This is a genomic window from Citrobacter sp. CRE-46, assembly GCF_059615875.1.
Genome location: NZ_CM184341.1, coordinates 4731017 through 4755573, shown reverse-complemented (window position 1 = coordinate 4755573; position 24557 = coordinate 4731017). Strand labels below are relative to the sequence as shown.

The 24557-nt window shown below is 51.9% G+C and carries 19 protein-coding genes and 2 pseudogenes; 6 read left to right on the top strand and 15 right to left on the bottom strand.

The genetic code is table 11. From position 1 onward, the window contains the following. Positions 1 to 73: 73 nt before the first annotated feature. Complete coding sequence (cscK, locus tag AC534G_RS23085) at positions 74 to 997, bottom strand: fructokinase (RefSeq protein WP_003029584.1); 924 nt, start codon at positions 995 to 997, stop codon at positions 74 to 76. Positions 998 to 1225: 228 nt separating this feature from the next. After that, entirely contained in the window at positions 1226 to 1345 is a 120-nt protein-coding gene (locus AC534G_RS23080; protein ID WP_352145210.1) for a hypothetical protein, read from the bottom strand. 560 nt (positions 1346 to 1905) lie between these two features. Here AC534G_RS23080 and AC534G_RS23075 point away from each other — a divergent pair. From AC534G_RS23075 to AC534G_RS23055, 5 genes and pseudogenes are all read left to right on the top strand, one after another. Next, positions 1906 to 2214 carry a maltose acetyltransferase domain-containing protein gene (locus AC534G_RS23075; protein ID WP_003029582.1) on the top strand — a complete coding sequence of 103 codons (309 nt, stop codon included), beginning with the start codon at positions 1906 to 1908 and terminating at the stop codon, positions 2212 to 2214. A gap of 28 nt (positions 2215 to 2242) precedes the next feature. Continuing rightward, positions 2243 to 2584, top strand: a complete 342-nt coding sequence (locus tag AC534G_RS23070) for a hypothetical protein (protein WP_232582349.1) — start codon at positions 2243 to 2245, stop codon at positions 2582 to 2584. Positions 2585 to 2634: 50 nt separating this feature from the next. After that, positions 2635 to 3281, top strand: a protein-coding gene (locus AC534G_RS23065; RefSeq protein WP_232582350.1) for an IS1 family transposase whose coding sequence is annotated in 2 segments (ribosomal slippage) — positions 2635 to 2884 and positions 2884 to 3281 — 648 coding nt in all. Because the reading frame shifts where the segments join, the coding sequence is not laid out codon by codon here. A gap of 88 nt (positions 3282 to 3369) precedes the next feature. Next, positions 3370 to 4577 (top strand): IS3 family transposase gene (locus tag AC534G_RS23060; protein ID WP_097340295.1). Its coding sequence is split into 2 segments (ribosomal slippage): positions 3370 to 3691 and positions 3691 to 4577, totalling 1209 coding nucleotides; the frame shifts between segments, so codons are not numbered across the junction. A 38-nt stretch (positions 4578 to 4615) separates the two neighbouring features. Continuing rightward, positions 4616 to 4684 (top strand): annotated as a pseudogene (locus AC534G_RS23055) (IS1 family transposase); the annotation flags it as partial. A 59-nt stretch (positions 4685 to 4743) separates the two neighbouring features. Here the strand turns inward: AC534G_RS23055 and AC534G_RS23050 are convergent. From AC534G_RS23050 to AC534G_RS22995, 12 genes are all read right to left on the bottom strand, one after another. Then, positions 4744 to 5247 (bottom strand): hypothetical protein, encoded by a 504-nt coding sequence (locus AC534G_RS23050; RefSeq protein WP_097340292.1) that lies wholly within the window; start codon positions 5245 to 5247, stop codon positions 4744 to 4746. 35 nt (positions 5248 to 5282) lie between these two features. Continuing rightward, on the bottom strand, positions 5283 to 6851 hold the full coding sequence (locus AC534G_RS23045) for a formylglycine-generating enzyme family protein (RefSeq protein WP_045269751.1): 1569 nt from the start codon (positions 6849 to 6851) through the stop codon (positions 5283 to 5285). A 50-nt stretch (positions 6852 to 6901) separates the two neighbouring features. Further along, positions 6902 to 8116 (bottom strand): ABC transporter permease, encoded by a 1215-nt coding sequence (locus tag AC534G_RS23040; protein ID WP_025999345.1) that lies wholly within the window; start codon positions 8114 to 8116, stop codon positions 6902 to 6904. Continuing rightward, positions 8106 to 8831 carry an ABC transporter ATP-binding protein gene (locus AC534G_RS23035; protein WP_031521485.1) on the bottom strand — a complete coding sequence of 242 codons (726 nt, stop codon included), beginning with the start codon at positions 8829 to 8831 and terminating at the stop codon, positions 8106 to 8108. The genes AC534G_RS23040 and AC534G_RS23035 overlap by 11 nt, the downstream gene beginning before the upstream one ends. Beyond that, positions 8831 to 10798, bottom strand: a complete 1968-nt coding sequence (locus AC534G_RS23030) for a vWA domain-containing protein (protein WP_017901259.1) — start codon at positions 10796 to 10798, stop codon at positions 8831 to 8833. The genes AC534G_RS23035 and AC534G_RS23030 overlap by 1 nt, the downstream gene beginning before the upstream one ends. Continuing rightward, a complete protein-coding gene (locus tag AC534G_RS23025) occupies positions 10795 to 11817 on the bottom strand; it encodes a hypothetical protein (RefSeq protein ID WP_496594469.1) in 1023 nt (340 codons plus the stop codon). The genes AC534G_RS23030 and AC534G_RS23025 overlap by 4 nt, the downstream gene beginning before the upstream one ends. Further along, the gene (locus tag AC534G_RS23020) at positions 11811 to 14525 is read right to left on the bottom strand and encodes a putative virulence factor (RefSeq protein ID WP_097340293.1); all 2715 of its coding nucleotides are present in this window, start codon (positions 14523 to 14525) and stop codon (positions 11811 to 11813) included. The genes AC534G_RS23025 and AC534G_RS23020 overlap by 7 nt, the downstream gene beginning before the upstream one ends. Continuing rightward, positions 14525 to 17593: a virulence factor SrfB gene (locus tag AC534G_RS23015; protein ID WP_023288355.1), complete on the bottom strand. Its 3069-nt coding sequence runs from the start codon at positions 17591 to 17593 to the stop codon at positions 14525 to 14527. Before AC534G_RS23015 ends, AC534G_RS23020 begins: the two co-directional genes overlap by 1 nt. Positions 17594 to 17610: 17 nt before the next feature. After that, positions 17611 to 19059, bottom strand: coding sequence for an SrfA family protein (locus AC534G_RS23010; RefSeq protein ID WP_166783742.1), 1449 nt, complete (start codon positions 19057 to 19059; stop codon positions 17611 to 17613). 49 nt (positions 19060 to 19108) lie between these two features. After that, on the bottom strand, positions 19109 to 20221 hold the full coding sequence (locus AC534G_RS23005; RefSeq protein ID WP_225710581.1) for a tellurite resistance domain protein: 1113 nt from the start codon (positions 20219 to 20221) through the stop codon (positions 19109 to 19111). Between the two features lie 81 nt (positions 20222 to 20302). Beyond that, entirely contained in the window at positions 20303 to 20785 is a 483-nt protein-coding gene (locus tag AC534G_RS23000) for a hypothetical protein (RefSeq protein ID WP_031521492.1), read from the bottom strand. Positions 20786 to 20864: 79 nt separating this feature from the next. Next, complete coding sequence (locus AC534G_RS22995; protein ID WP_031521493.1) at positions 20865 to 21602, bottom strand: coiled-coil domain-containing protein; 738 nt, start codon at positions 21600 to 21602, stop codon at positions 20865 to 20867. A gap of 631 nt (positions 21603 to 22233) precedes the next feature. On the opposite strand from AC534G_RS22995, the gene AC534G_RS22990 reads away from it, so the two are divergent. Continuing rightward, positions 22234 to 22931 (top strand): IS1 family transposase gene (locus tag AC534G_RS22990; RefSeq protein WP_094106546.1). Its coding sequence is split into 2 segments (ribosomal slippage): positions 22234 to 22483 and positions 22483 to 22931, totalling 699 coding nucleotides; the frame shifts between segments, so codons are not numbered across the junction. A 16-nt stretch (positions 22932 to 22947) separates the two neighbouring features. On the opposite strand, the pseudogene AC534G_RS22985 reads toward AC534G_RS22990, so the two are convergent. Next, positions 22948 to 24552 (bottom strand): annotated as a pseudogene (locus AC534G_RS22985) (DUF262 domain-containing protein); the annotation flags it as partial. Positions 24553 to 24557 lie beyond the last annotated feature (5 nt).

Sequence of the window (24557 nt, the reverse complement as noted above, 5' to 3'; positions counted from 1 at the left end):
ATTGATTTTGCTAAACCGGTTTAATAAGTGTGATGGATGCAACAAAGTGGACCGCGTACGACGGTATTTAGGATCAAATCTGGCGGTGTAGATCGCGCTGGTATGGCAGGGCAGTCATCGCGCCTTTCGCCAGGGTTGCCAGGGCACCGCAGGTTTGCGCCAGAGCGAGCGTTGGCTCCAGGGCATTGATATCCGCCGGCATCCCGTTGGCAGCAAGGCTGGCAAGCAGTCCGGCGACAAACGCATCGCCCGCACCGGTGGTATCCACGCTGACAACCGGTTTAGCGCTGAAATGGATAAACTGCTGCTGGAATGCGGCGATGACGCCCGCTTTACCCTGAGTCACCAGCAGTAATTCAGGCTGATAACGCTCAGTGATGCTGGCGATCCCCTGCGCGATATCATTACTCCCGCTGATGAGTATCAGCTCTTCTTCGGACAGTTTCACCACGTTCGCCAGACGCAGGGCGCGGTCGAGACAGGCGTGCAACAGGTTCTGATCTTGCCAGAGATCCAGGCGGATATTAGGGTCAAAGCTCACCCGGCCACCGGCACGTTTGATGTTCTCCATAGCCGCGAAGGTAGCACTGCGGCTGGGCTCGGCGCTGAGCGCGATGGAGCAGATGTGCAACCACTGTCCGGCGGCAAACTGTGGCAGGTCTTCTTCAGCCAGGAACAGGTCAGCGCTGGGGCGTACCATAAAGGTAAAGGTGCGTTCACCTTGGTCATCAAGGTCGACCACCACAGTGGACGTGCGGTGATGATCGTCAAGATACATATGGCTGACGTCGACCTGCTCCTGTTGCAGGGTATGACGCATGTAGCGGCCAAACGGGTCACCGCCGACGCGGCCGATAAATCCGCTGTTGCCGCCAAGGCGGGCAACCCCTACCGCCACGTTAGCCGGCGCGCCTCCAGGGCACTGTAGCAAGCGCCCTTCACTCTCCGGTAGCAGGTCCACCACTGCGTCGCCCAGAACCCAAACTTTTGCTTTCATGCTAAAACCCTCCAAGGCTAAACTTAATTAAACCGGTTTAGCATATTAAATCACAGTGAATGAGTGGGGGAAAGTTCCAGCCGGAAAAGCACTGCTCAGGGCATAAAAACGTGAGCCGCCTTACGAAATAGAATTGATTCGACAGCTGTGAAGACTTACGTCCTGGACACAAATGGATCCTGGATAAATTACCATGCAACTTGATGAAATTATCATGTTTTATCTTATTTACAGATAAATCAAAGGGCTTTTAACACCACACTTCTTGGCATAATGGTTAAGTGTAGTAATGCTCGCTCTGGATGGGTTTGCTTCTATGCTGCGCAGGTATTTGTAAGAAATACCCATTCTACTGGCGAGTTGTTGTCGCATCAGGCCAGCGAAACTGCGCAATTTCATCAGCGTTTCTGGAGGGTTTCCTTTAAAACTTCATCGACAAAACCGCTTTTTACCGTAGATACAGTAAGTGCCTCTTCTCTGCCATTATCCCAGCATCCAAGGTTACCGGGTTCTGATGTAGTCTGCCGATATGCAAGAAATGCAACGGCATCATGCTGGTTATGATGCTGTTTAATCTTCATTGTCACATGGACTATTCAGGGAGCGACAAGCGCTCCCACATGAAAACAGAACCACTCGTTTCATTTACGTGCTTCCTCAAAAGTAATCTCATACCCAATACTTCTGATTTAGTAGGGTTCTGATCATATCATGCAGCTCGATTGCGCTCAATTTGACGGTTTTCATCTTTACACAATGCTCGGTTATGATACTTTGTGATAGGCATGACAAGATCTGGCCGTAATTTTTTAGAAGTGAGTTTGCCCGCCACTTCACGGGACAGCATACATCCGGATAAAACCGGTAACAGGAAAGGCTCCACGCTGCATACGGAGGAAACAGAATTAATGAATGATAAATTGCCGCCCTGCGCTGATACCAGGGTGGAACGTGTCCGTCTTAAAGATGGGGATTACTTTTTCCCTGCTGAACCCGCCATAAAAGCGGATTCTTTGCGGACAAAATCGCTCCTTCATCGTTTTAACCACACCGATCCTGCTCATATTGATTCCCGCCTGCTACTGATGAAAGAGTTGCTGCCTGAATGTGGGGAAGGGGTATCTGTCACCACGTCTTTCCACTGCAGCAGGGGGTATAACATTCGTAAGCGTCGTCTCAGCACCGTCTGGCAGATCCTGAAATTCCTGAGAGGATAGTGGACACCAAATATGGTGGACACTATCCATGAAATCATTAACCACAGTGCGTAAAAAAAGCCCTAATTATCCCGTTGAGTTCAAAATCAAAATGGTTGAACTCTCGCATCGACCAGATATCCGAGTCTTTGCGTTTGCCAGCGAGGATAAGGAGTACCAACCGTTACTCGATGATATTCTGGATGGTCCAATGGTTGGGCGTTTTGATACTGAGGAAGCCGGAAAGGCTTTGATCGATGGTGGATTGATTGAGCGTTTGATGTCAACTATCATGCCCTTTATCACTTCAGAGGCCCCTCTACCCGATACGCATCTACGTCGGGAAACAACCTGGTATTATCCACTGGAAGCTATTCGCGAAACTGGGTGATGCTGCCAACTTACTGATTTAGTGTATGATGGTGTTTTTGAGGTGCTCCAGTGGCTTCTGTTTCTATCAGCTGTCCCTCCTGTTCAGCTACTGACGGGGTGGTGCGTAACGGCAAAAGCACCGCCGGACATCAGCGCTATCTCTGCTCTCACTGCCGTAAAACATGGCAACTGCAGTTCACTTACACCGCTTCTCAACCCGGTACGCACCAGAAAATCATTGATATGGCCATGAATGGCGTTGGATGCCGGGCAACCGCCCGCATTATGGGCGTTGGCCTCAACACGATTTTCCGCCATTTAAAAAACTCAGGCCGCAGTCGGTAACCTCGCGCATACAGCCGGGCAGTGACGTCATCGTCTGCGCGGAAATGGACGAACAGTGGGGATACGTCGGGGCTAAATCGCGCCAGCGCTGGCTGTTTTACGCGTATGACAGGCTCCGGAAGACGGTTGTTGCGCACGTATTCGGTGAACGCACTATGGCGACGCTGGGGCGTCTTATGAGCCTGCTGTCGGCCTTTGAGGTCGTGGTATGGATGACGGATGGCTGGCCGCTGTATGAATCCCGCCTGAAGGGAAAGCTGCACGTAATCAGCAAGCGATATACGCAGCGAATTGAGCGGCATAACCTGAATCTGAGGCAGCACCTGGCACGGCTGGGACGGAAGTCGCTGTCGTTCTCAAAATCGGTGTGATGTAGCCCCCTGAAACACCAGACAGTAGCTGTATCTCCAGATAAGAGATAGGCTTGAATATATGTCTAACACTAACACCAATATTGAGATGACCGGGATCCTGTTAGGGCAAGAAGTCCGTAAACGTAAAACTCCTCAGGAGAAGATCGCCATTATCCAGCAGACGATGGAGCCGGGTATGAATGTCTCCCATGTCGCCCGCCTGCATGGTATCCAGCCCAGCCTGCTGTTTAAGTGGAAGAAGCAATATCAGGAAGGCAGCCTCACCGCCGTTGCGGCTGGAGAGGAAGTCGTTCCTGCTTCTGAGCTTACTGCTGCTCTGAAGCAGGTCCGGGAGCTTCAGCGCCTTCTGGGCAAGAAGACGATAGAAGTTGAGATCCTAAAAGAAGCCGTGGAGTACGGTCAGTCGCGAAAATGGATAGCGCACGCGCCCTTGTTGCCAAAGGACGGGGAATAGCCATGGTCAGCCGGACCATGGGCGTGTCGCGTGCGCAACTGTCACTGCGGATTAACCGTTCTGCCGACTGGCAGGACAGGCGCTGTAACCGGCGTAATGAAGAAGCAGACGCAGAAATACTGTCGGCTATCCTCAACATTATCAGCGATATGCCGAGTTATGGTTATCGACGCGTGTGGGGCATCCTGCGCAAGCAACGTCGCACAGAGGGACAGCCACCTGTGAATGCCAAACGGCTTTACAGGATAATGAGCGAGCATAACCTGTTGTTGTTGCATCACAAACCAGAGCGACCGAAGCGTGAACATAAGGGCAAGATAGCGGTGGCAGAAAGCGATATGCGCTGGTGTTCAGATGGCTTCGAGTTCGGCTGCGACAACGGCGAAAAACTGCGGGTAACGTTCGCGCTGGACTGCTGCGACCGTGAGGCCATAGACTGGGCAGCAAGCACGGGAGGCTATGACAGTTCGACCGTGCAGGATGTGATGCTGAGGTCGGTGGAAAAGCGCTTCGGCGACAGGCTGCCGGAAACACCAGTGCAGTGGCTGACGGACAACGGTTCAGCATATACCGCGCATGAAACGCGGAGGTTCGCCAAAGAGCTGAATCTGGAGCCATGTACAACAGCGGTGAGCAGCCCGCAGAGCAATGGCATGGCCGAACGGTTCGTGAAGACGATGAAGGAAGACTATATCGCGTTCATGCCGAAACCGGATGTGAGAACAGCCCTGCGGAACCTTGCAGCGGCGTTCACGCATTACAATGAAAATCACCCGCATAGTGCGCTGGGATATCACTCTCCGAGAGAATACCGGCGGCAGCGGGCATCGTTAACTTAAGATACAAAAGCTGTCCGGAAATGGCGGGTCAAGATCAGTTCTCAAAATCGGTGGAGCTGCATGACAAAGTCATCGGGCATTATCTGAACATAAAACACTATCAATAAGTTGGAGTCATTACCATGGGGATGATAGATATACATCCCCATTACGACGAAATAAGCGTTTATGCTTTGTTGATTAAATCGATAATACGATCGCCTTCTGTATCTTCTTGCGCAAATCGGCTAAAGATGCTGCCATCGTTTTGTGTACCCACCTTGATAGGTTCCTTGCAATCTTTGTGGAAGATTCTTTTCCCTTTTTTTGTGACAACCACACCTGACATATCGGCGTGCTGCTCTTTATCGTAAACAATATATTCATAGGGGCCTTTGACGACACGTATCCAGTAAAGCGAGCCACCGGCGATCATCTGAGAATTATAGTAGGCGTTAACCCCCGGTTGATTAGTGACAAGATTCAGCTCAGCAGTCGGAGCAGACTGGGTTCCCAGGGCATATCCCGCGCTATCCTGCGCAATAAAGGCGCTGGCGTATTTATTATTGGTGAGCAGGCATTCCAGCGTTAATTGTTCCTGATCCTCCGCACTGTAAGACGCAGCTAAAGCTGTCTGGCTGAGTGACATACAGACAATGGTCAACGCCGCAATTCGTAGAGTTAATTTCACGTTCCTTACTCCTTTATAAACTGACATGTTTAAGATTAGTGGCCGTTCTTTACTTGTTTGCAGGTATCCAGCCAGCCAGCTGTATCAATTTTGCCGTTCGCTAGGTATTTTTGCTGATTCTGCCAATGAGCAGCGAGGAACGGCTTAAGACCGGAAAGACGTTTATTCAGCATCAGCATCTGATTGAACACGTTCACTTCGCCTTTTAGCCCTGCTTGCCCATACAGGGTGCCGGAATCCACCAGACTGCTGGCGTAGTAGCTCGTTAGCTGCTGTAGACGATCGGTTTGTTCCGCCAGCTTATTTTTGCGGATGGCACAGTTGGCATCGCTGCTGTCTTTATCTTTGCACAGCAGCTCATAATTGTGATTGAGGAAGTCAAGGAAACGACCATCGTCCTGTAATTTGGTACAGAGAAAAGAGCCCAGATTCAGGCTGGCGCGGATAGACTGTGCTCTTTCTTCTTGCTGCTGCTGGTTGCTGGCACGAAGTTGGTTTTCCAGATCTTTCAGCTTTTTCTTCAGCTCGCTGTCTTCAACGCCAGAAGCCAGGCTACCTAACGCTTTCGCCGTATCATTGGACCCGGATTTGCTGCTCTCTGCGCCCGTTTTATCATCACCGAGAGTCGACCAGTTTTTCTCAAGAAGTTTGACCCGGTCCGTTGAGGTAATTGCCTGGGAAACCAGCACCAACCGCAGGCCCATTGTTTTACTGGTAAAAGGCTGGGCATTATCGTAATAGTTAATTTCTTTACGGCTAGCGCTGCGGATATCCGACTCACTGGACATCACGCTGCCGCCACGCACCACAAAACCGCCAGCCTGGCCATGCAATCGATTAATTTTATTGAGGTAGAAGGGGGTAAACATCATCTCAGAGACGTTGCCTAACATATCGTACAGGCCGAGCGGGTTAGGATTTAACAGACCGATGAGCTGAAGTTTCCCGTTTGAGGACTGCGAACCGGAATACCACTCATAATTTTTGATGTCGTCCATCGGATAACGGGAATCACGAAACTGTGCGGTATCCACTTTCAGACCGCCGCGCGCGGCAAACTCCCACTCTACTTCGGTGGGCAGTCGTAAAAAACCTGGTTTGTTATCTTCTTTCGGCAGCTTGTCGAGCGCGTTTGCGCGTAACCACTGGTTATATTTATCGGAGAAATTAACGGCCTCAAACCAACTGATGCTGGTTTGAGGGAGGCTAAGTTTACGCGATGGTGTCGGGCAAGTATCGGAAGTTAATGCCTGATATTGCAATGCCGTCAGCTCATATTTCGCCATTAAATAATAACGGCCTTTATTTTGGGGCGTTTCAGTAAAGCTACCGGCGATAAACGTGGGATAACTGTGTTCCACAAAGCCCCATTCACCGCCATCTTCCCCTAAGGTGATGGGAATATCATCCAGAGGACCGGCTACTGGAATTTCTACCCGACGAAATACCATCGAACCTTCGCAGGGCATAGGCAAAATCACGTCATCGCTATCTGGCTTCGGATTATAGGTTTTCTCTGCCCACGGTTCTGCCAGCGCGGGGGAGATCTTCACCAGCAGGGCTAGCGCCAGGCAGCGCGATAATGTGGAAGGAGTAAAGGCCATGAACGATCTCCGCTAAAATAGATGCTTAGGGCAAATTAAAAAAATAAGGGTTATGCCTCGCGCAGGCTCTGCGCAGGTTCAATATGGATCGCGCGCCAGGCACCGATACCGGCAACCAGCGTCGCCACAACCAGCGTCAGTAAGAGGGCGATAAGGCCGTGTAAGGGCGTTATCTTGCAAATCATCTGACCGGTGGCCTGGCTTGTGGACAGCGCCCGGTTAAATATCTGGCTGGCTAAAAAATAGATGCCAAAACCGCCGATATAGGCCATCAGGCTGAGCAAAGCGCCCTGACTAATGACGTAAACGCCTACGGCTGGTCGCGTGAAGCCCAGCAGACGAAGTACAGCAATATGCTTACGTTTACGATCGACATTGGCGATAAACGAGCCGATTAACGAGGCGATACAGCCAATGAGCGCGGTGATGGCGATCGTGTTAAAGATGATGCCCAACACACGGTTAATGCTTTTTACATTCTCAATATCCGCCAGCCGACTGGTGGTTTCGATGCGTTGGGCGCGCAAATCGCGTTCAAGGCTGGCGACATGGTCAATATCGCGTGCGTACAACCTTGCGCGGGCGTAGCGCGGCGCGTTACCGTTAAGCTGAGCGCCGCTGGCGACCCCTAACGCTGTTACCGCATAGCCATCGCGAAAATGTTCAAGAGCCATTAATAACGCAGGGCGGGTAAAGATAGCGGGGCGATTAAAATAGGTGGCTGGCAAAATCCCCACCACGGTCACGCGCTTACGTCCCCATTCGCGGCGTTCATCGAGCATACGACTCACGCGTAGCGTGAGCGTATCACCGGTTTTCACCGCCAGCTTGCGTGCCGCTTCCTGAGTAATAACAACTTCATGGTCATGATGGAGCACCTGCGTGCCGAGCAAAGGATCGCCAGCCTCTGTCGGAATGACTTCCGCATTTTCAATAAAATGTGTGCTGTCCGTCTGCAAGTCAGTCAGCGTATTGAGCGAGCGCGTTTGCCCGATGGCGAAGCCGACATCAGGCCGCTGCCGTAGCTGCGTGATCCAGTGCTGATCGTAGCTTCCGCTGCTCAACATGCGGATCTCCAGATTGCGGGGATCGTTGGCCAGATCGTTTTGTAACTGGTTCACAATGCCAAAGCGCAGGCCAAAAAGGAGCAGTAAAGGGGCGATGACCGCAACAAGAGAGGAGACGATGCAAAAAGAGATGATGCGATCGTGCCACAGGTCTTGCATTGCAAGGCGACCGAGCAGTCTTGCACGATTAAAGGACAAAGTAAGTACCTCCCCGTTCGCTCTGTGATGACGCCGTCAGCGATTCTGGCTGCGCAGCTAAACAGGGTAAATTGAAGTGTTTGACCAGAGGCCAGTCATGGCAAACGACCAGCGCCATCATGTCTTCCTGACGGACTAGTTCGATAAACAGGCTAAATAATTTCTGGGCATTGTAGGGATCGAGCGCCGCCGTCGGTTCATCTGCCAGTACCAGCGCCGGGCGATGTAATATCGCGCGCGCAAAAGCGGTGCGCTGCCGTTCGCCAAAGGAGAGCTGGGTAGGATATTTTGCCAGTAGTGGCGACAGTTTTAGCGTGTCGATGACCCTATCCAGCATGGTGCTGTCAGGGCGGGCTCCCAGCAGCTGGCACGGCAAGAGAATATTATCTTTGACGTTCAGGTAGGGAAGGAGGCCACCGTTTTGTAATACAAAGCCAAGTTCGCGTGCCCGAATCGCAGCGAGTGTATTATGTCGCTCGCCCAGAAGCAACGCGGCAATATCCTGCTGCTGTGTCCCTTTGCTGAGCGTGTAACGCCCAATTTTGCTGGGATGCAACACTAAACCAATGGCTTCCAGAAGCGTGCTTTTACCGCAGCCGCTTTCACCCGTTACCGCCACCACCTCGCCTGGCCGCAGCGAAAGCTGCGGCAGGTAAACACGGTGAGCCTGATGATCCTGACCACGAACCACGCACAAGTCTTCAATGTGCAGCATCAGGGCATCATTTCCAGTGGGATGGGATACACGCGATCGCGCGGATCGCTACCTTGCGCCAGCTCGACCCAGCGGTCGACATCTGCATTATATTTTTGATAGTGACGCAGCTTGGATGACAGTGTGCGGATAAATTTCTCCTGTGACAGCCCATCCCAGCTTTTCCACGTTTCTTCATCGAGATTCAGCACATCGCTTTTGTAGGGAAGATCGGCCAGATACTCGCCCAGCACGCCAAGATCGCCGATGCTCGCGCTGTCTTGCTGTTTCAACTGGTTAGGATCGGTCCCCATTGTTGCCGCAACGGTGCGCAGTTGTTCAAACATCTTAGTGGGCGAGATCATCCCTTCATTAGCGGCTTTCAGAATCTGGCTGACGGCATCGCTTAAATCGCTCAGCTGTCCCTTGGTTAAGAGCACGCGAACATCTGTTGTGGGGATGTTCTGCTTAATCAGATCGCGATCGCTAATCCAGGCCTGGAACACCAGCGGGGCCTGGGTGCTGTTGCGTTTGCCCAAATAGGCTAACTGCATCGCATGCCCGATTAACGCCGTATCCTGGAGCAATTTCTGCTCCGCCGTGAGCTTTTGCCCCTCATCTTTGGCATACAGCGCGCTGCCAATGGCGGCATCCCCCATATAGGCGGCTTTCACCTGTTCCGTAATGGCTGACGCCAGGGCATCAACCTGCTGACCGAACATTTTGATATCGCCTGCATTCACCGCCTGATAAAGGTTAGATTGCGTGCTATCAAAATTGGAGAGATCGCGGTACTGGCTCTCGGCTTTGGTATGGTTTGCTTTGCCGCTGGCGGTTTTCAGGTGCAACGTATAAATAGCAATGCCGCGGTTACCGGCTTCCAGACGGAGCTGGCTTGCATCAAGGCCGGTTCCTGAAAGTTTATTGCTGCCCTCAATCGCGCCAGCATCGGTAATCAGCACCATATAGCGGGCGCCGAATGGACTCCAGTCAATGTCATCAATAGCTGATAACACGCCGGAATAGGCATCCTCGTCGTATAAAGAGCTTGAGACCTTCGCTTCTTTAAGATCGGCGACTTTCTGCAGAAAATCCGCGCCGTCCTTGACCTGGTTAGGGTCGGCGAAAATGCGGGTGTTATATTCAAGTCCCGGTACGGCTTTGGTATTTGAACGATAAGAGACCAAACCAAACTTGACCTGCCCATCCAGATGCTCTTGTTTAATTTTGTCGTAGATCTTATTGACCGCCTCTTTAGTGCGCTCAATATACGGCCCCATTGAAATGGTTGAATCGATAACGAACACCACCGAAGCGTTAAAGCCTTTCAACTGGTTTACGTCGTTATCTTGTTTTGCCGCTGCGTTATCATCCGCCTTGCTGACGGAGGCCACGTTGAGCAGGCGCGTATAGAAGCCATCTTCGGTCATGACCTCTTCGCCGCTCAGGATTGGCAGCAGATAAAATTGCTTTTGCAGATCGACAAAATATTCCGGCTCCTGGGCCTGAATACCTTCAGCGTGGCCGTCACGCTTCAATTTGGCGCGCAGCGGCGCCACCAGAGAGACAGGATCGGGGGCAGAAAGAATGTTATCCAGACTTTCTTTCTCTTTGAAAAAGAGTAACCGATCGCGGTTGGCCGGGTTGGTAAACGCCAGCGTCAGCTGCATTTTCCAGTCTACGGTACAGGATTTCGGCAACCAGCCAAGGGTTTTGCCATAGCTATCCGGCCCGACTTTAAGCCAGCTTTGCCCCTTAGCCTCTTCCTTTTGATAAACATAAAGGCTGCTAAAGGCAGGCTGAAGCTGCCCATTTTCATCCCCGGCGTTGTCGCTAAGCTTACAGCCTGGCGTCGTCAGGATGCGCTGGTATAGCGTTTTCTTCCCTTCCTGAAGCAGCGGTTTATCGCCCTCGGCGGCAAAGAGGTGCCCGCTGAACAACAGGCCGCATAAGGGCAGCGCCAGACGGCAAAAAAAAGTCCGGGTCATTTTGCTAGCTCCTCAAGGCGCTGCTTAGCCGTTTGGTTCTCGGGTTCTGATTGCAGTACCGTTTCGTACCAATAGGCCGCGGTATCTTTATCCGCCTCTTTGAAACATTCGCTTGCCTGATGGTATTTCGGATCGTACTCACCGGCGTAAATCAGGGCGATTTTGGTATCGCCGCCCTGCGCGCGATTTGCGTACAGGCGCTGGGCGACGCCGCATTTCTTCGCCTCTTTCGCTGACTGGATAATGGCCAGCAGTTTATCGCTATCGAGTTTTTCCTGAACGCACGTCTGCACGAATTCAAGCTCGCTCAGCGTGTCTAAACTCTGTGCGGAACAGCCAGCCGGGGCTTTAGGCTCGGTGTTCGTCGCTTCAGGGGCGGCGGCGGCGGCGGGGGCTTGCTGAGCTTGTACCGCCGGGACCACCTCCTGACCTTTGTCCCGGCTCATGAACCACCAAAGCGCGCCAGCAATCACCACTAAAAGCAGGATGGCGGCGATGATGAGCGGGAGGCGGGAAGCCGCAGGTTTTTGTTGCGGCTGCGGCTTGGCATGAATGGTCGGCGCAATGGTTTCAGATTCTGCGACGGGCGCTTCTACGATGGCCGCTGGTGCGGAGTCGGTTTCTGGGGTTGCCAGCATACTGCTGCTGCTGTAATTACCCGTCGCGCCCCTGGCTTCAGAAGAGAGCAACTCATCACGCACCAATTGGAGGGTGGTATTGCGCACTTCTCCTGAAGCCAGCTTGATCTGAATCTGGACCTGGCTTGCGTTTGCCAGCAAAGGGTCAAGTAGAGTAGGGCCGATACGAAAGCCGCTGCCGTTGGCCAGGGAGTAACCGCCGTTGACAGTAAACCAGTGCTGTGCAGGGCTCCAGCTGCCATCGGGCTGCAGATAGTTCTGCTCGTTATTACAAAGCGTAAAGGTCAGATCGGGCAGCACCGCAGTTTCGCCGCGCAGGCGAACCATCAATTGTGCGGTACCCGGCTCTGCCGGTTGGCAGGCGATGATTTTAGCTAGCATGGCATGTTCTCTTGTTTCAATTGGCTGATAATTTGACCAAGTTGGCGATTATGTTCGACGGAAATATCGCGCGTGGCGCTATGACCAGCGTTATCAAGTACGACGCTCATCAGGGCGGATAGCCAGTCTCCCAGATAAGAGACACCCGGCTGCGGCGCAACGGCGGCGAGCTGCGGCAGCTCGTCGTTCATCAGCGGTTTCTGGCGCACGAAGACTTTATTTTTCTCGCCAACATAGCTGTTGGGCACCTTTTCAGGCGGTAGAGTGAGATAACCAAACCAGGCGATAAAATCACGCATAGTCAGTTGGGCGCGCAGAACCTGGCGTGCCATAAGATGTTCACGCCGCGTACCCGCTTGCTCCTGACCCGCCAGCGCGCGTTTCAGCGTGCCTTCCAGATCGAGGCGCGTGGCTGCGGTGATCAATTCTTCGCTGAGATGATTAATCAGTTCGCTGTTCATCCCCAACTGACGCCACTGCGGCGCTTGCTGCGGCAGTTCACGCAAATGCGCGACCCAGGCTTTAAACGCCTGATGGGCGAAATCATCGTCCTGGCCGACTCTTTCCTGGGCAGTTGACGCTGGCGCGTCAACCACGGCGATTTCAGCCGGTGCGTCGGCGAAGGGATCGCTGCCAAACGGGTTATCACCGAAGGGGTTGTTGCCAAATGGGCTGGCGGTAAACGCGTTTGCCGCCAGGCTGTCGCCATCGTTTGACGGTTCCGGGTTGCGGTCGCGAATGCTTAAATAGATGTTATTAAGCTCCTGCGTCGGCAGATCCAGACGATTAATTAGCTCTCCCATACTGTGGGAGCAGGCGGACAGCCCCTGCCATAGCTCTTTCGCGATGGCCTGTTTTTTCACGAGCTGCCCGTCGCCGTCTTTTTCGTACCAGCGGCCCAGGCGGCGATTGCCGGTCTCCTCGCGACACTGCTCAAGTTGTTGCTGCAAACGTGCCAGCTTGAATTCCAGATGCGCGACGCCGCGCAGCGCTTTGGTTAAGCGTCCCATGCCGCCATCGTTGAGCTCGAGCATCGCGTGCCAGGCTTTGCTCGGCTCGGTGACGTGTTGCAGCACGTTTTTAGCGCTAATGAAGGTGCTGCCCATTTCGTCGAGCTTCTGGCGATAGCGCTCGGTGATGCACGCTTCCTTGTTTCGCTCCTGTTCTGTACCGTCTTTTAGGTCGATGAACGGATTATCCAGCCCCGGTTTTCGCACCAGGAAACAGTTATTAAACGCCTGGCCGGGCGCCCATTGCTGCAGCCAATCATATTGGGCGAAACGCTCCAGCAAGGTCATGTGCAGCATACCTTCCCAGCCTTCTTTTAACTGTTCGGTGGTGAGTTGCAGACTGCTGTTGATGCGCATATCGCACATGGTGATGGCCCAGAACAGCCCAGGGTTACGGCCCTGACGTTCTTCGGCGCTTTTACCCTGCGTTTTTTCTACCCAGCGGTTTAATACCGGACCAACGTCAGCAACATCGCTCTGTTTGGCGGAGCTGGCGCACACGACCAGCGCGTTCATCTCCTGATTATCGGTGTAACGTTCAAACAGATAGGCGACTTTACCGCGCAGCAGAAGCTGGCAAATGGGATTAAGCCCCTCTCTACCGGCCTCTTCCAGTGCGGTAATTTTAAGACGCCCGCGATACCCAGGGAAGTCAAGCAGATCGACCTGCTCCACGACGCTGTCGGCCTCGACTTCCGCTAACGGGAAGATAAGCTCGGTGGTTAACGCTGCCAGTTCCGCCTGGGTTAAGCTGGCGCTGCCGATTTGCTGCTCCTCTTTCCAGTAGCGGATCTCCACGTGGCGATCCTGGCTGGAGCCTAGCCGGTTAAGGCTGTCGACGTTCATAATGCTGCCATTACTGTGATCGATAAGCGTCTCCAGCGGGGCGAACACCGTCCGGGCATGATTGAGTTTGGTCAGCACATTGGCTAATGAACGATAGGTCTCGGTGAGGGCCGGCAGTTCTCCCCACAATAAAGAAAATAGCTCTGCGCGTTCACCAGGACTCAGCGCAGGGGCAATTTTCAACACCTGCGGCCAATAGGCGTGTTCAAGTTTTTCAACCGATTTTCTGAACGAGGCGTTCAGGTAATCCCATAAGGCAACCACATCTTCCTGGCTCACGCCGTTATAGCTTTTTGTTTGTGTGGCGCGTTGCAGGAAGGGGCGCAGTCGCTCTTCAACCCTGGCTTCATCAAGTTGAAAGCTCAGCTGCTCGTGGTTGAAATCATTAAACCAGGCGTTTGCCAGAATTTTGGCCAGATCGATTTCACTGAACAGGCGCAGAGGCACAGGATAGCCCGCAGGCGCGGCGGGGGCCTGGAGGGTGAAGCGGGTGACCAGGCCGGTGGCCTCTTTACCGCCGCCGACGGGATTCACTTCTTTGATAAAGTCGACGCGCCGTTCGCCATAAAGGGCTTCCAGTGAACCATTGCTGCCAGCTGCCAATGCGGAGATGAGATAGGATTTCCCGGCCTGAGAAATGCCGAAAAAACCGACGGTCATTGGCGTTCTGGCGACCAACGTCAGGCTATTGGCCTGGTTACGCGTGCGGAGCAAGCTAAGGTTGAGTTTATCCGCCTCGTTGTCGAGGCGACGTGAACCGGAACGCACTGCATCAACCCAGCCAAGTGCGTCCTGACAGCCCTGAGCGATAGCTGCCCAACCCTGAGTGAGAGATTTTTGATCGCTATTCATTATTTTTTAACACTCCCGCTATCGAGCCAGTGTCGGCTATCAATGAGCCCCGTATCGGGCATAGTATTGAGTTCCAGATCTACATCACGCTTGCTGAATGACTTATCGGTGTTGCTGGTGATATCCGCAATCATCAGCCGATCGCTGATTAAGCCCAGTTGGCGCGCCCGTTTGCCTTTGTCGATAGCCAGTCTCACTTTCAGGTACGGTGAACCGTTATCCACGGAGAAGGCGGCGGAAAACTTCTTACGGCCTTCTTCGCTAAAACGTAAGGTATAAAGCGGTGCGGCGGCCCAACGTTCGGCATCCAGTTGACGATAACCCAGCCGCAAATCGCCACGCATGATGATACTTTGCGTGGTGTTCTCGCCATTTTCGTCGGTGAATGTCGGCAGTTTTATCTGCCCGTTCTCCGATTCGATATGGCGATAAACGATATCGGCACTGCGAATCAGGTTATCCATATCAATGGTGCCAATATGGCGAATCGTTGAGTAAGGCTTCAGCGCCGAGGTACGGAAATGGAAGTTAGGAATGCTGTGATTTGCGCACAGTTGCGTGAGCATCGCGCCAACGGAGGCGGTGCTCTTCGGATCGTCGATATGGCCATTTTTATGGAACGGATACCAGGTGCCGGTCTGATAACCGTGCAGCGGTAAAATACGCCCCGGCGGCAACGGCAGGTTGCGACGGATAATTGCCTGAATGCCCGGCAGCTGCGAAGGGCGGCCCGTCAGCAGTAGCAGGTCGCAATGATAATAGCTCAGCACTTCGCACAGCGCGGTTAGCACTTTATCAATGTTGAACTTACCCGAGCACAAATCGTTATGCACTCTGGCGAGCGGCAGAGTGAGCATTACCTCCGCCAGTTTGAAATCGGTCGGACCACCAGCTTTTTGTACTTCGCGGCGAACAAAGCTCTCGACTTCATCACGCAGAGAACCTACCGGCAGTAGATCGCCGACACGTTGGTTAATCACGATATGCGTTTGCTCGTCCAGCGGATCGAATTGCTCGTATTTACCCAGAATGTGCAACGCGAGGGGAACGAAGAGTTGCAGGGTGAGCTGCTGGCGCAGCACGGATTCCGCCGCGCTAATATTTTGCGAGCCGCACAGTTGAGACATCAGCGTCTCAACGGATATGACCCCCGTTTCACGCAGCGCCTGCTCAAAGGCTGGAAGCACATAGGACTGGATGACATCCAGCAGAATATCGTCGCCGGCAATTTTAAAACTGTCGCGAAAACGCTGCTGCGGGATGATATGGACGTTAGCGCCGCCCCCACTATGACCATTGCGATCGAGATGATAATCGGTGATGACCAGATCGGTGGTGCCGCCGCCGATATCGATAGATGCGATGGATATTCTTTCACGTTGCGTGCTGTCGGGTCGGCTAAGGGCGTCGAAAAACGACTCCGGGTGACCGGCAAAGTTTTGGTTTATCTCGGTGTAGAGATAAACCAACTGCGCGCAAGACGCTTCATCCCACTCGACCCTGATTTTCGGCAGCGGAATTTTAATGTTTGTCTGACTATGATCTTCTTGCTCATCCTCATAAGGATCGTTTTCGCCGTTGTGCCAGCGTAGCGCTTTCCAGACTAAACCGACCGCCTGACGCATACGGTCATCCAGTACGCAACGTTCAGCCATCGGCATACCGGGCGGCACGGTCAGAATAATATGGCGTAGCTGACGCGGAATACCTGCGTGTCCCTGACGTATGCGTTGTTCCGGGCTATTAATCTGACTAATCGCCTGGGTTAATACTTCCGCGAGCATAAAGGTCATCAGCGAGCTGCGGGAATAGCGTGGCGTAAAGACCGGGATGCGATCCATCTCATCTTCGATGGTGTGTAACGCCTCGCCCCGTTCATCGATCAGATTCGCGAACGGCGCAGCGGTGGCGAGTGGATTACTGTCCTGCACGTAGCTACCGTTGAATCGCCAGCCCTGACCGTAATATTTTTCATCCCAAAGATAACGTTTAGGGCTGGAGAGGCCGGTTGAACCTTCGCTGCCTTTTCGGCGCGCCGCTAAACGACCCGCTTCTCCGCCGATACGAGCGATCGTCGGCCACTGGAAGGCATCGTGGCGGCCGCTACGCACCGAGCAGTGATCTTTGCCGAAGAAGGCCTGTGAAAATTCGACCCGGCTTTCAAAGGGTTCGGTATAAACATGTTCCGGCGCGCTAAGATCGCGCAATTTGAGCACATAGTTGTGCTGCATACCTGAACCTGATTGCCCATGATCTTCAATGAGAATACCGCAGGTGCGTGAGTTACCGACATCGAGGATCAAATCAACGGGAATAGGCTTGATAGCGTTAGTTTCCCGATTGGCGATGACCCTGAACTGCGGCAATTCAATGATGGGGGCGGTCTGACTTTGCAAACCTTCGACGGGAATCGCCATCAGTGAAAGAAGGTTAAGGTAGTGCGCCAGCGGATACTGCTGGTTAAGCTCCTGCTCGCGTTCGTCGATATCCCGGCCTTTGCTCGCCTCTTTAAATACCTCTTTCAGCCAGTCGACAATCCACTCTTGCGTGAGATACCAGTTGAGGGCATAGGTGGCTGTCGCCACCGCAAAGGTTGCCCCGGCATTGACATCTTCCTGGTTCGGGCTGAGGTCGGCGGCGGCCTGCTGTTTGGCCATTACGCGAGTATCGATAGCCAACGTCATTCGATGGCTATGCCCATCCATATCAGGCTTGTCCAGCTTGACGATACGAAAACGCGCCCAGTTTAGCGGCCCTTCCTGATAGACGTCAGGCGGGCTGAAACGGAGTAGGGGAAGCGGCAACCATGTCCCGTCAAACAGCTTAAGACTCTGCTCAACGGGAATATCGTACTGGCTTTTAGCCTTCTCGATATTTGCCGGGCTGGGCTGATAAAAATAGTAATCACGCTGTTCGTTGTAGATTAAACGGGTCAATACGCCATTGGCTAATTTAACAAATTCACCGGCGGGCAAACGTCCTGGAGACAAACCAAAATCCATAAACTGGATCCCGGAGTCGCCTACCAGGGTTACTTGACGATCAAAAGATACAATCTCGGGCAACATAGTTATCTCGTCCCTGTTCAGGAATTAGGTTGAAGCATACGAATCGGGAAGGTTTTTTCCCCATCGTTGCTGCCAATACAATCGGCATGACCCGCGGAAGGTGATTTGCACTCGATGGTCGGCACAATAAAGTTTGAGCCATCGCTGCAGGTCATTTGCTCAGGGTTGGTAATGTTGAGCGCCCCCTGCTGCACGTTACCGTTGGCTGGGCCACGGCACGTTACGCCGCTGGACTGGCGGACGCTGACGGTGCCGTTGCCCTGGTCAAAATTATATTGCAGCTGGAGCGGGCGTCCGGTGTGCTTGTCCTGAATACCGCCATTCACGCGCCATTCGCCGTTAAGAAACTTCGCCGGGCCGTCCGGCAGGGTGGCCGGGAGGGTTAACGGTTCGCCCTGCGGCGCAACGAGCGGCGGGGCGGTTACCGGAGTCACGCCCGGAGGCGTCTGCTCGTCGTGGGTATCCTGTACGCCGGACGGCAGTGGCGGTTCTACGCTGGCTTCATTTGCGTTAGCCGGCGGCGGCGTCGCATCGCCGTCTACCGCTCTGTCAGATGTGTCGGCAGGCATCGCGGGCACCGTTGAATCCAGCGCAGGATGCGCGTCCGCGGTTGACCCTTCCACAATGCCGGGTACGGCGCGAGCGCCAACGGCGGTTTCTGACCCCCTGATCGCCACGTCATGGGTGCTGGTGGCCGGGTGCGTAGCCACAGGTTCAGCGGTGACCGTGGTTTTATCCGCAGAAAGACCAGGGAGGCCCGGTAGGGAAAGAGAAGGAGCGCAGCCGCGGAGCAGCCCTAACAGCAGCGCCAGCAGCAGTAACGCCAAAAGTAGCCATAGCAACCAACGCCAGCGCCAGCGGCGCGTTCGAACATCAACAAAGGGCGCGGGAGCGGGTTCGACGGTTTTTTCCGTGGCGCTGGCCTGCGGCGGAACGGCCGCGAGGGCGGCGGCGGGAACGGACGATGAACTCAGCCAATGCATCGGGTGACGTTGTTCCCCTTCCGGGTGGACAAACCCCCAAAAGGTGATCACCAGCGTTCCATTAACGAGATAGACAAACTCATAATCGGGGAAATGGGTCACAGATTTAAGCAACTGGGCAAAGACCCGACGATCGCCGCCGGTTCCGCTTTGCTCCGCGTTGAGCAACTGTTCGCTTAGTGACTGCACTGCCATTTGAAACGCATTAAATTGCTGGCGCGCCGATTCTCGCTCCGCTTCGCTTGCGCCGCTCCACGGGATAACATCGCCGGGAAAACTGCTGTACCAGTCGGTTCTGTCACCGCCCTGATCGTTTTGCGGGATAGCCAGATGACGGGCCAGATCGCGCCCTGCATCAAGACGATAGATGGCTTCGCGTAGCTGGAAGGCCATCTTGAAAACAGGATAGCCCGTTTCACCCAGCGCCTTGAATGAAGAGTTATTTCCGGTACGAAGTAGTGGTCCCTGAATCGAATTTCGCATTATCTAACCCTTAAAGGCTGTAATTTGACTAAAGCCACAGTGGTGCAGGCTAATTTTTGGTCGCGCCGGGCGTCCATTTGAAACCCCAGCCATAGTGCTTATCCATCGACTCGCGGTCGGGGAAGAAACGGTCAAGGCGTTCAACCTGAATATTGCCATCGACATTTTTGAGCCTGGCGATGGCGGCGACATTATTACGCTGGTCGCTATCCGTGAGCATGGATGTAATCGGCTGCTGTTCGGGGACATAGAGGGTGACGGAGGCGTTTGTCCCTTGCCAGTTATCGGTGCCAGCGTAAATGAAGCTATAAATCAGCACCTCATCAATGTCCTGCCAGTGGCTGCCGTTGACGAAAAGCCATTCGCCATCCACGTCATTGCCTTCACGCAGATCTTCCTGCAGCAGCAGATACGGTGGCTGGTCATAGTTGCCGGGCAAATGACTCAGCGCCTCAGCGCCGCTGATTTCACCGTTTTTTAAGCGCACAAAGGCGGCAATATCGAGATCGACAGGCTCTTTGTGGTCCCCCTGCTTCCACTGCAGATTGATTTTTATCCGGCCAAAATCCTGACGTTTCTCAAGCTTCACGCTGGGATTGGTGTCAGTTAATTCGGTATGGGTTGGTGTAACAACGGGGAGCGTCACGGCCGGGCGATGTGTAAACCACCACCAGACACCGACGAGTAGGAGCAGCAGTAGCAATAATGCCAGCCAAGGAAGAAAACCGCGGCACCAGGGGATAACCACTACCGTATGGAGGGGCGCCGCTGTGCTGGCTGTGGCCCAATTGACCAACACCGGTTCGCCGCCGACGCTATAGCCGTCGAGGTGGTGTGATTGGGTGAGTAGCGTTTGCAACGCATGTGCTGACTTATCTTCGCCGCGCGCGGCCAGCTGGCTGATTAACCCCGCCAGAATGTCCTGATATTGCTGACGTTTATTCTCAACAGTCAGCCGTTCGGCGTCATTCAGTGCGGAAAAAGGTTTAGCCAGCCCCTGACGTGCTGTCCACCACTCCAGGCGTCCTTCGGCATTGCGACGCGCGGTGGCATACAGCAGCGCCAGTGAAGGGGGAAGATGACGATGTATGATACCGACCGTATCTTCATAGGTTGTCAGCGTTGCTTCATGAATCGGCGCGGCAGTTGTTAATCGTTGCATAAGCAAATCATTATTGTTGTGGGTGATATGCATGAGGTGTGTATCATCGCATCTCAGACAGCCGGAACGTTTTCTGCGCTTTTAGCGGAGCGTATTTGCTTCTTCGAGAACTTTTATTTTGTGCTTGGCTTCGGCGACCTTTTTCTCAATCGCTGAAATTTCGCTGGCGCTCGTTGCCGTTTGTGACTGGCGCTGCAGCTCCTGCAATTTGGCAATTTCCTGCTGGCGTTCGCGGCTTTGGATCTTGCTTGATTTCAGTTTTGCGAGAGTCTGCGACAGATCCGAACGCACGGCATTTAGCCTTGCTTGTTCATCTGCCAGCTTTTGATTTAAGGTCTGCTGTCTGTTTTGGGTATAATCCTGCTGTTGCTTGGCCGATTCATTTTGATATTGGCTCAGGCGAACCTGCTGTTCTTTTTGATCAACCTGCTGACGATAACCACCCGACGTGGCGCAGCTCAGTTTGGTAATAAAGCTTGGATCTTGTGCGTGTAAATCACAGTCCTGGGGAGACGTAGTACAACCCGTAAGGACAAGGGCGGCAAGAAGTGCGTATTTTCTCATCAAATAATCCATCATTAGCGTCGAATAACGCTGCTTTAAGCAGTCTTAAACCGGCCGATAATGCTATCGGCCGAAAGGGTTAACCAAGGGAGATCGCCTGGCGCTGTTCATACAGCTCGTTGGTTTCTTGTTCCAGAGCAGCAATTTTGCTATTGAGATTGGCATATTCTTTGTTCAAATTTGCCAGCTTGCTTTTCTCTGCACTTGTGGTGGTCGTTTGACCTTGTAAAGCGACCTTATAGGCAGATTCTTTATCCTTCATGCCTTTCATGGTCTCTTTCATCTTGCTGATGTTGGCATCAATTTGCGCCAGCTGGGTTTTCGCACCGGCTTTATCAAATCCAGCTTTATCTTTTTGGATGCTGATTTTGGTTAAGGTGGCCTGGTTTTCGCTAATAACTTGTTTCATCGCCAGCGTCGATTTTTCAACCGCTGCGGTATCTTTGCTGATGTCGTTATCCATTGCCTGCAGACGATCGGCGGTGGAGGCATAATCTTTTTTCAGTCCGTCAAGATAGTAGTTAGCGGTCATACCTGCAGCACAGCCAGCAGCGCCACCAATTGCAGCGCCGGCAAGCGCTTTCTTCGAGTCACCTGCTAGCGCCCCTACTAACGCGCCGAGAGCTGCGCCGGATACGGCGCCTACGCCACAACCTTGTGCACCAGAAGCGCTAAAGAACTGTGATTGTTCTGTGGTGGTAAGGCGAGGATCCGGCTTTGTCCCAGACAGGAGAGAGCTTCCGGTATTGGCACAGCCTCCAAGTAACAATGCTGCGGAAATCACGATGCATGTGGTAGTTCGGTTAAATGTATTCACAATCTTTTTCCTTAAAAATAATTAAGTAACGACAAGCAAGCTGTATCAACTAAAAATTTAGAATTAGTAATGATTTTGTCCGACATTACTGATTATTGTATTAGTTATAAGATGTCAAAAGAGCTATTCAAAGAGTATTTAAATAATAAGCAATAAATTAATTGCAATGTGTTATTATGTGTTCGTAGGTATCCCGCACTGACAGCTTATGCAATTTTGTGTTTTCGTATCACTTTATGTTGGCCTTGCTGCTGAAACACATCTTTTTCAAAAATAATCGACATTTTCGAATTCGTAGGCCTTACCATGAAACATGGGAGGATATCTCCACATAAAATATACATTCCGTGAATATATCTCAACGTCAGAAATTTTTCCAGTGTGTACAATTAGAGTGTTGATTCAACTGATTAATCTTTATTAAACACACTAAAGATCATGCCAGAAATGCCGATAAATCACATGTGTGCTGTTGTCTTTATTTGTGAAGTAGGTAGGGTTACAGTTCTTGTTTTCACTGATGTAATCTGTATTTGATATCTTAATGTAATGTAGTTTTTTATTAATTGCAGTGTTGGTAATGCTGCCAACTTACTGATTTAGTGTATGATGGTGATTTTAAGGTGCTTGCGTGGCTTCCATTTCCATCAGATGTCCTTCCTGCTCCGCTACTGAAGGCGTGGTGCGTAACGGCAAAAGCACTGCCGGACATCAGCGCTATCTCTGCTCTCATTGCCGTAAAACATGGCAACTACAGTTCACTTACACCGCCTCTCAGCCCGGTACGCACCAGAAAATCATTGATATGGCCATGAATGGCGTCGGATGTCGCGCCAGTGCACGCATTATGGGCGTTGGCCTCAACACGGTTTTACGTCACTTAAAAAACTCAGGCCGCAGTCGGTAACCTCGCGCATACAGCCGGGCAGTGATGTGATTGTCTGCGCTGAAATGGACGAACAGTGGGGCTACGTCGGTGCTAAATCACGTCAGCGCTGGCTGTTTTACGCGTATGACAGGATACGGAGGACGGTTGTGGCGCACGTCTTCGGTGAACGCACTCTGGCCACACTGGAGCGTCTTCTGAGCCTGCTGTCGGCCTTTGAGGTCGTGGTATGGATGACGGATGGCTGGCCGCTGTATGAATCACGCCTGAAGGGAAAGCTGCACGTTATCAGCAAGCGTTACACTCAGCGCATTGAGCGACATAACCTGAATCTGAGACAACATCTGGCAAGGCTGGGACGGAAGTCACTGTCGTTCTCAAAATCGGTGGAGCTGCATGACAAAGTCATCGGGCATTATCTGAACATAAAACACTATCAGTAAGTTGGAGTCATTACCTCGGTATGGTGTCCCAGTATTCCGGATTTTCATAAAAGCTGAGCTTCTCAGGTGAATTCGCAATATAATCTAGTTTTTCAAGATATTTCTTTGAAAAATGATTTCTTGGGTGAAGGTGATCAATATGAAACACCTCGGTTGGATTCATTTCAGGGAACAGAAGATGCAATAGTGCGCGGCAACGACCTTCGCCATATCTGATATTGAGAAGGCTTTCGATGTATTCGTCGTCAAATCTGAGGTCTTTATTCGAGCCTTTATATCTGTCAATAATCTTTTCAAGAGGAAAGTGAATATCTGAAAGACTATTTTTCATTACATCTCTGATACTCGTGAGTAGCGCATCTGCCTGGCTTCCAAAGATCCCTTTCAGAAGTACCATGTAAAACCACTGGCTAATTACTGAGCGTTCATTGTGGTTTTTATTCAGGAGGTTAATCGTTGTATATAATGGATGTCCACTGGTTTGCTTTTTGTAAAGCCAGTAGACCACAGGAATGACTGCATTTTTAGATATCAAAGACTGTGGATTGATGCCGAATCGCCTGATAAGAATAAAGGTCTCCTTGATACAGGATTTTATTTCAGACCATTGTTGTTGTATCTTACCGACCTCCTCTGAAGTGAAGTTTTTTACTTTGAACCGGACGTCAGAGTCAATAAGCATCAGGCTGGTTTTTAAGAACCAGTCTCTTTCAATATAAAAACCCATTTCATTATTCTGATAAATGTTTTTTGTCAGTTCATCCAGTTCTTTTCTGAAATCACCCTGCCAGTGCGCTACCGCTATTGACATCAGTAAGTCGGAGAACTCAAGTTTTGTCCCCCCGCTGTTCGTGCGGATGAAAACATCCAGCACATGATCAATGTCCTGACTGCTCTCATTGAAGTAGTGGATAAGATTCTCAGTTCTTATCTTGGTATAAAGTTTAAGCAGAGTTTTTCTGGAAAATTCACTGGAAATGAGTCCTCTTTTTTCGAGTTCTGGTACGACAACGTTAAATAAAATATCATCAGGGGAATCATACTGCTCGTATTTGAATATTTCGTGCAGGCAGAACCAGTGATGTTTGTTGTCTGTAAGTGAATCAGTGTATTGCTTGTCGGTCAGGAACCTGAAGTTATACTTCATCATGAGCTCATCGTCTGAATTAAGTGGCGCTGTTAAATCGACGTAAAGCTTTCTTGGCGGCAGGATGCGATCATCCTGTGCCGAAGGCCACCACACCCGGGGCTGTTTATACGCATACGTTCCACACAATCCAATATATAATGATGTGAGACGCTGCTGACCATCAATCACCGCCTTGAAATCATGAAATCCAGCATTTGTTGCTACGCAGGGGTTTTCTTCATTAAATCGCTGACAGTATTCTTTCAGGAATTCATAGAATTTGTAATCGTTTTTAATACTGGCACTACGGATATCCCACATCATGAAAGAGTTTATCGGGTAGTCTCGCATGATGGAATCAAACAGCAGACATATCTGACTGCTGCTCCAGACGAACTTCCTCTGAATTGCAGGCAGAAGATAGTGGCGTAAATTAATTGAATCTATCGCTTGTTTTATCGTTATTGCTTTTTCATACTGGCCAGCCATCATAAACC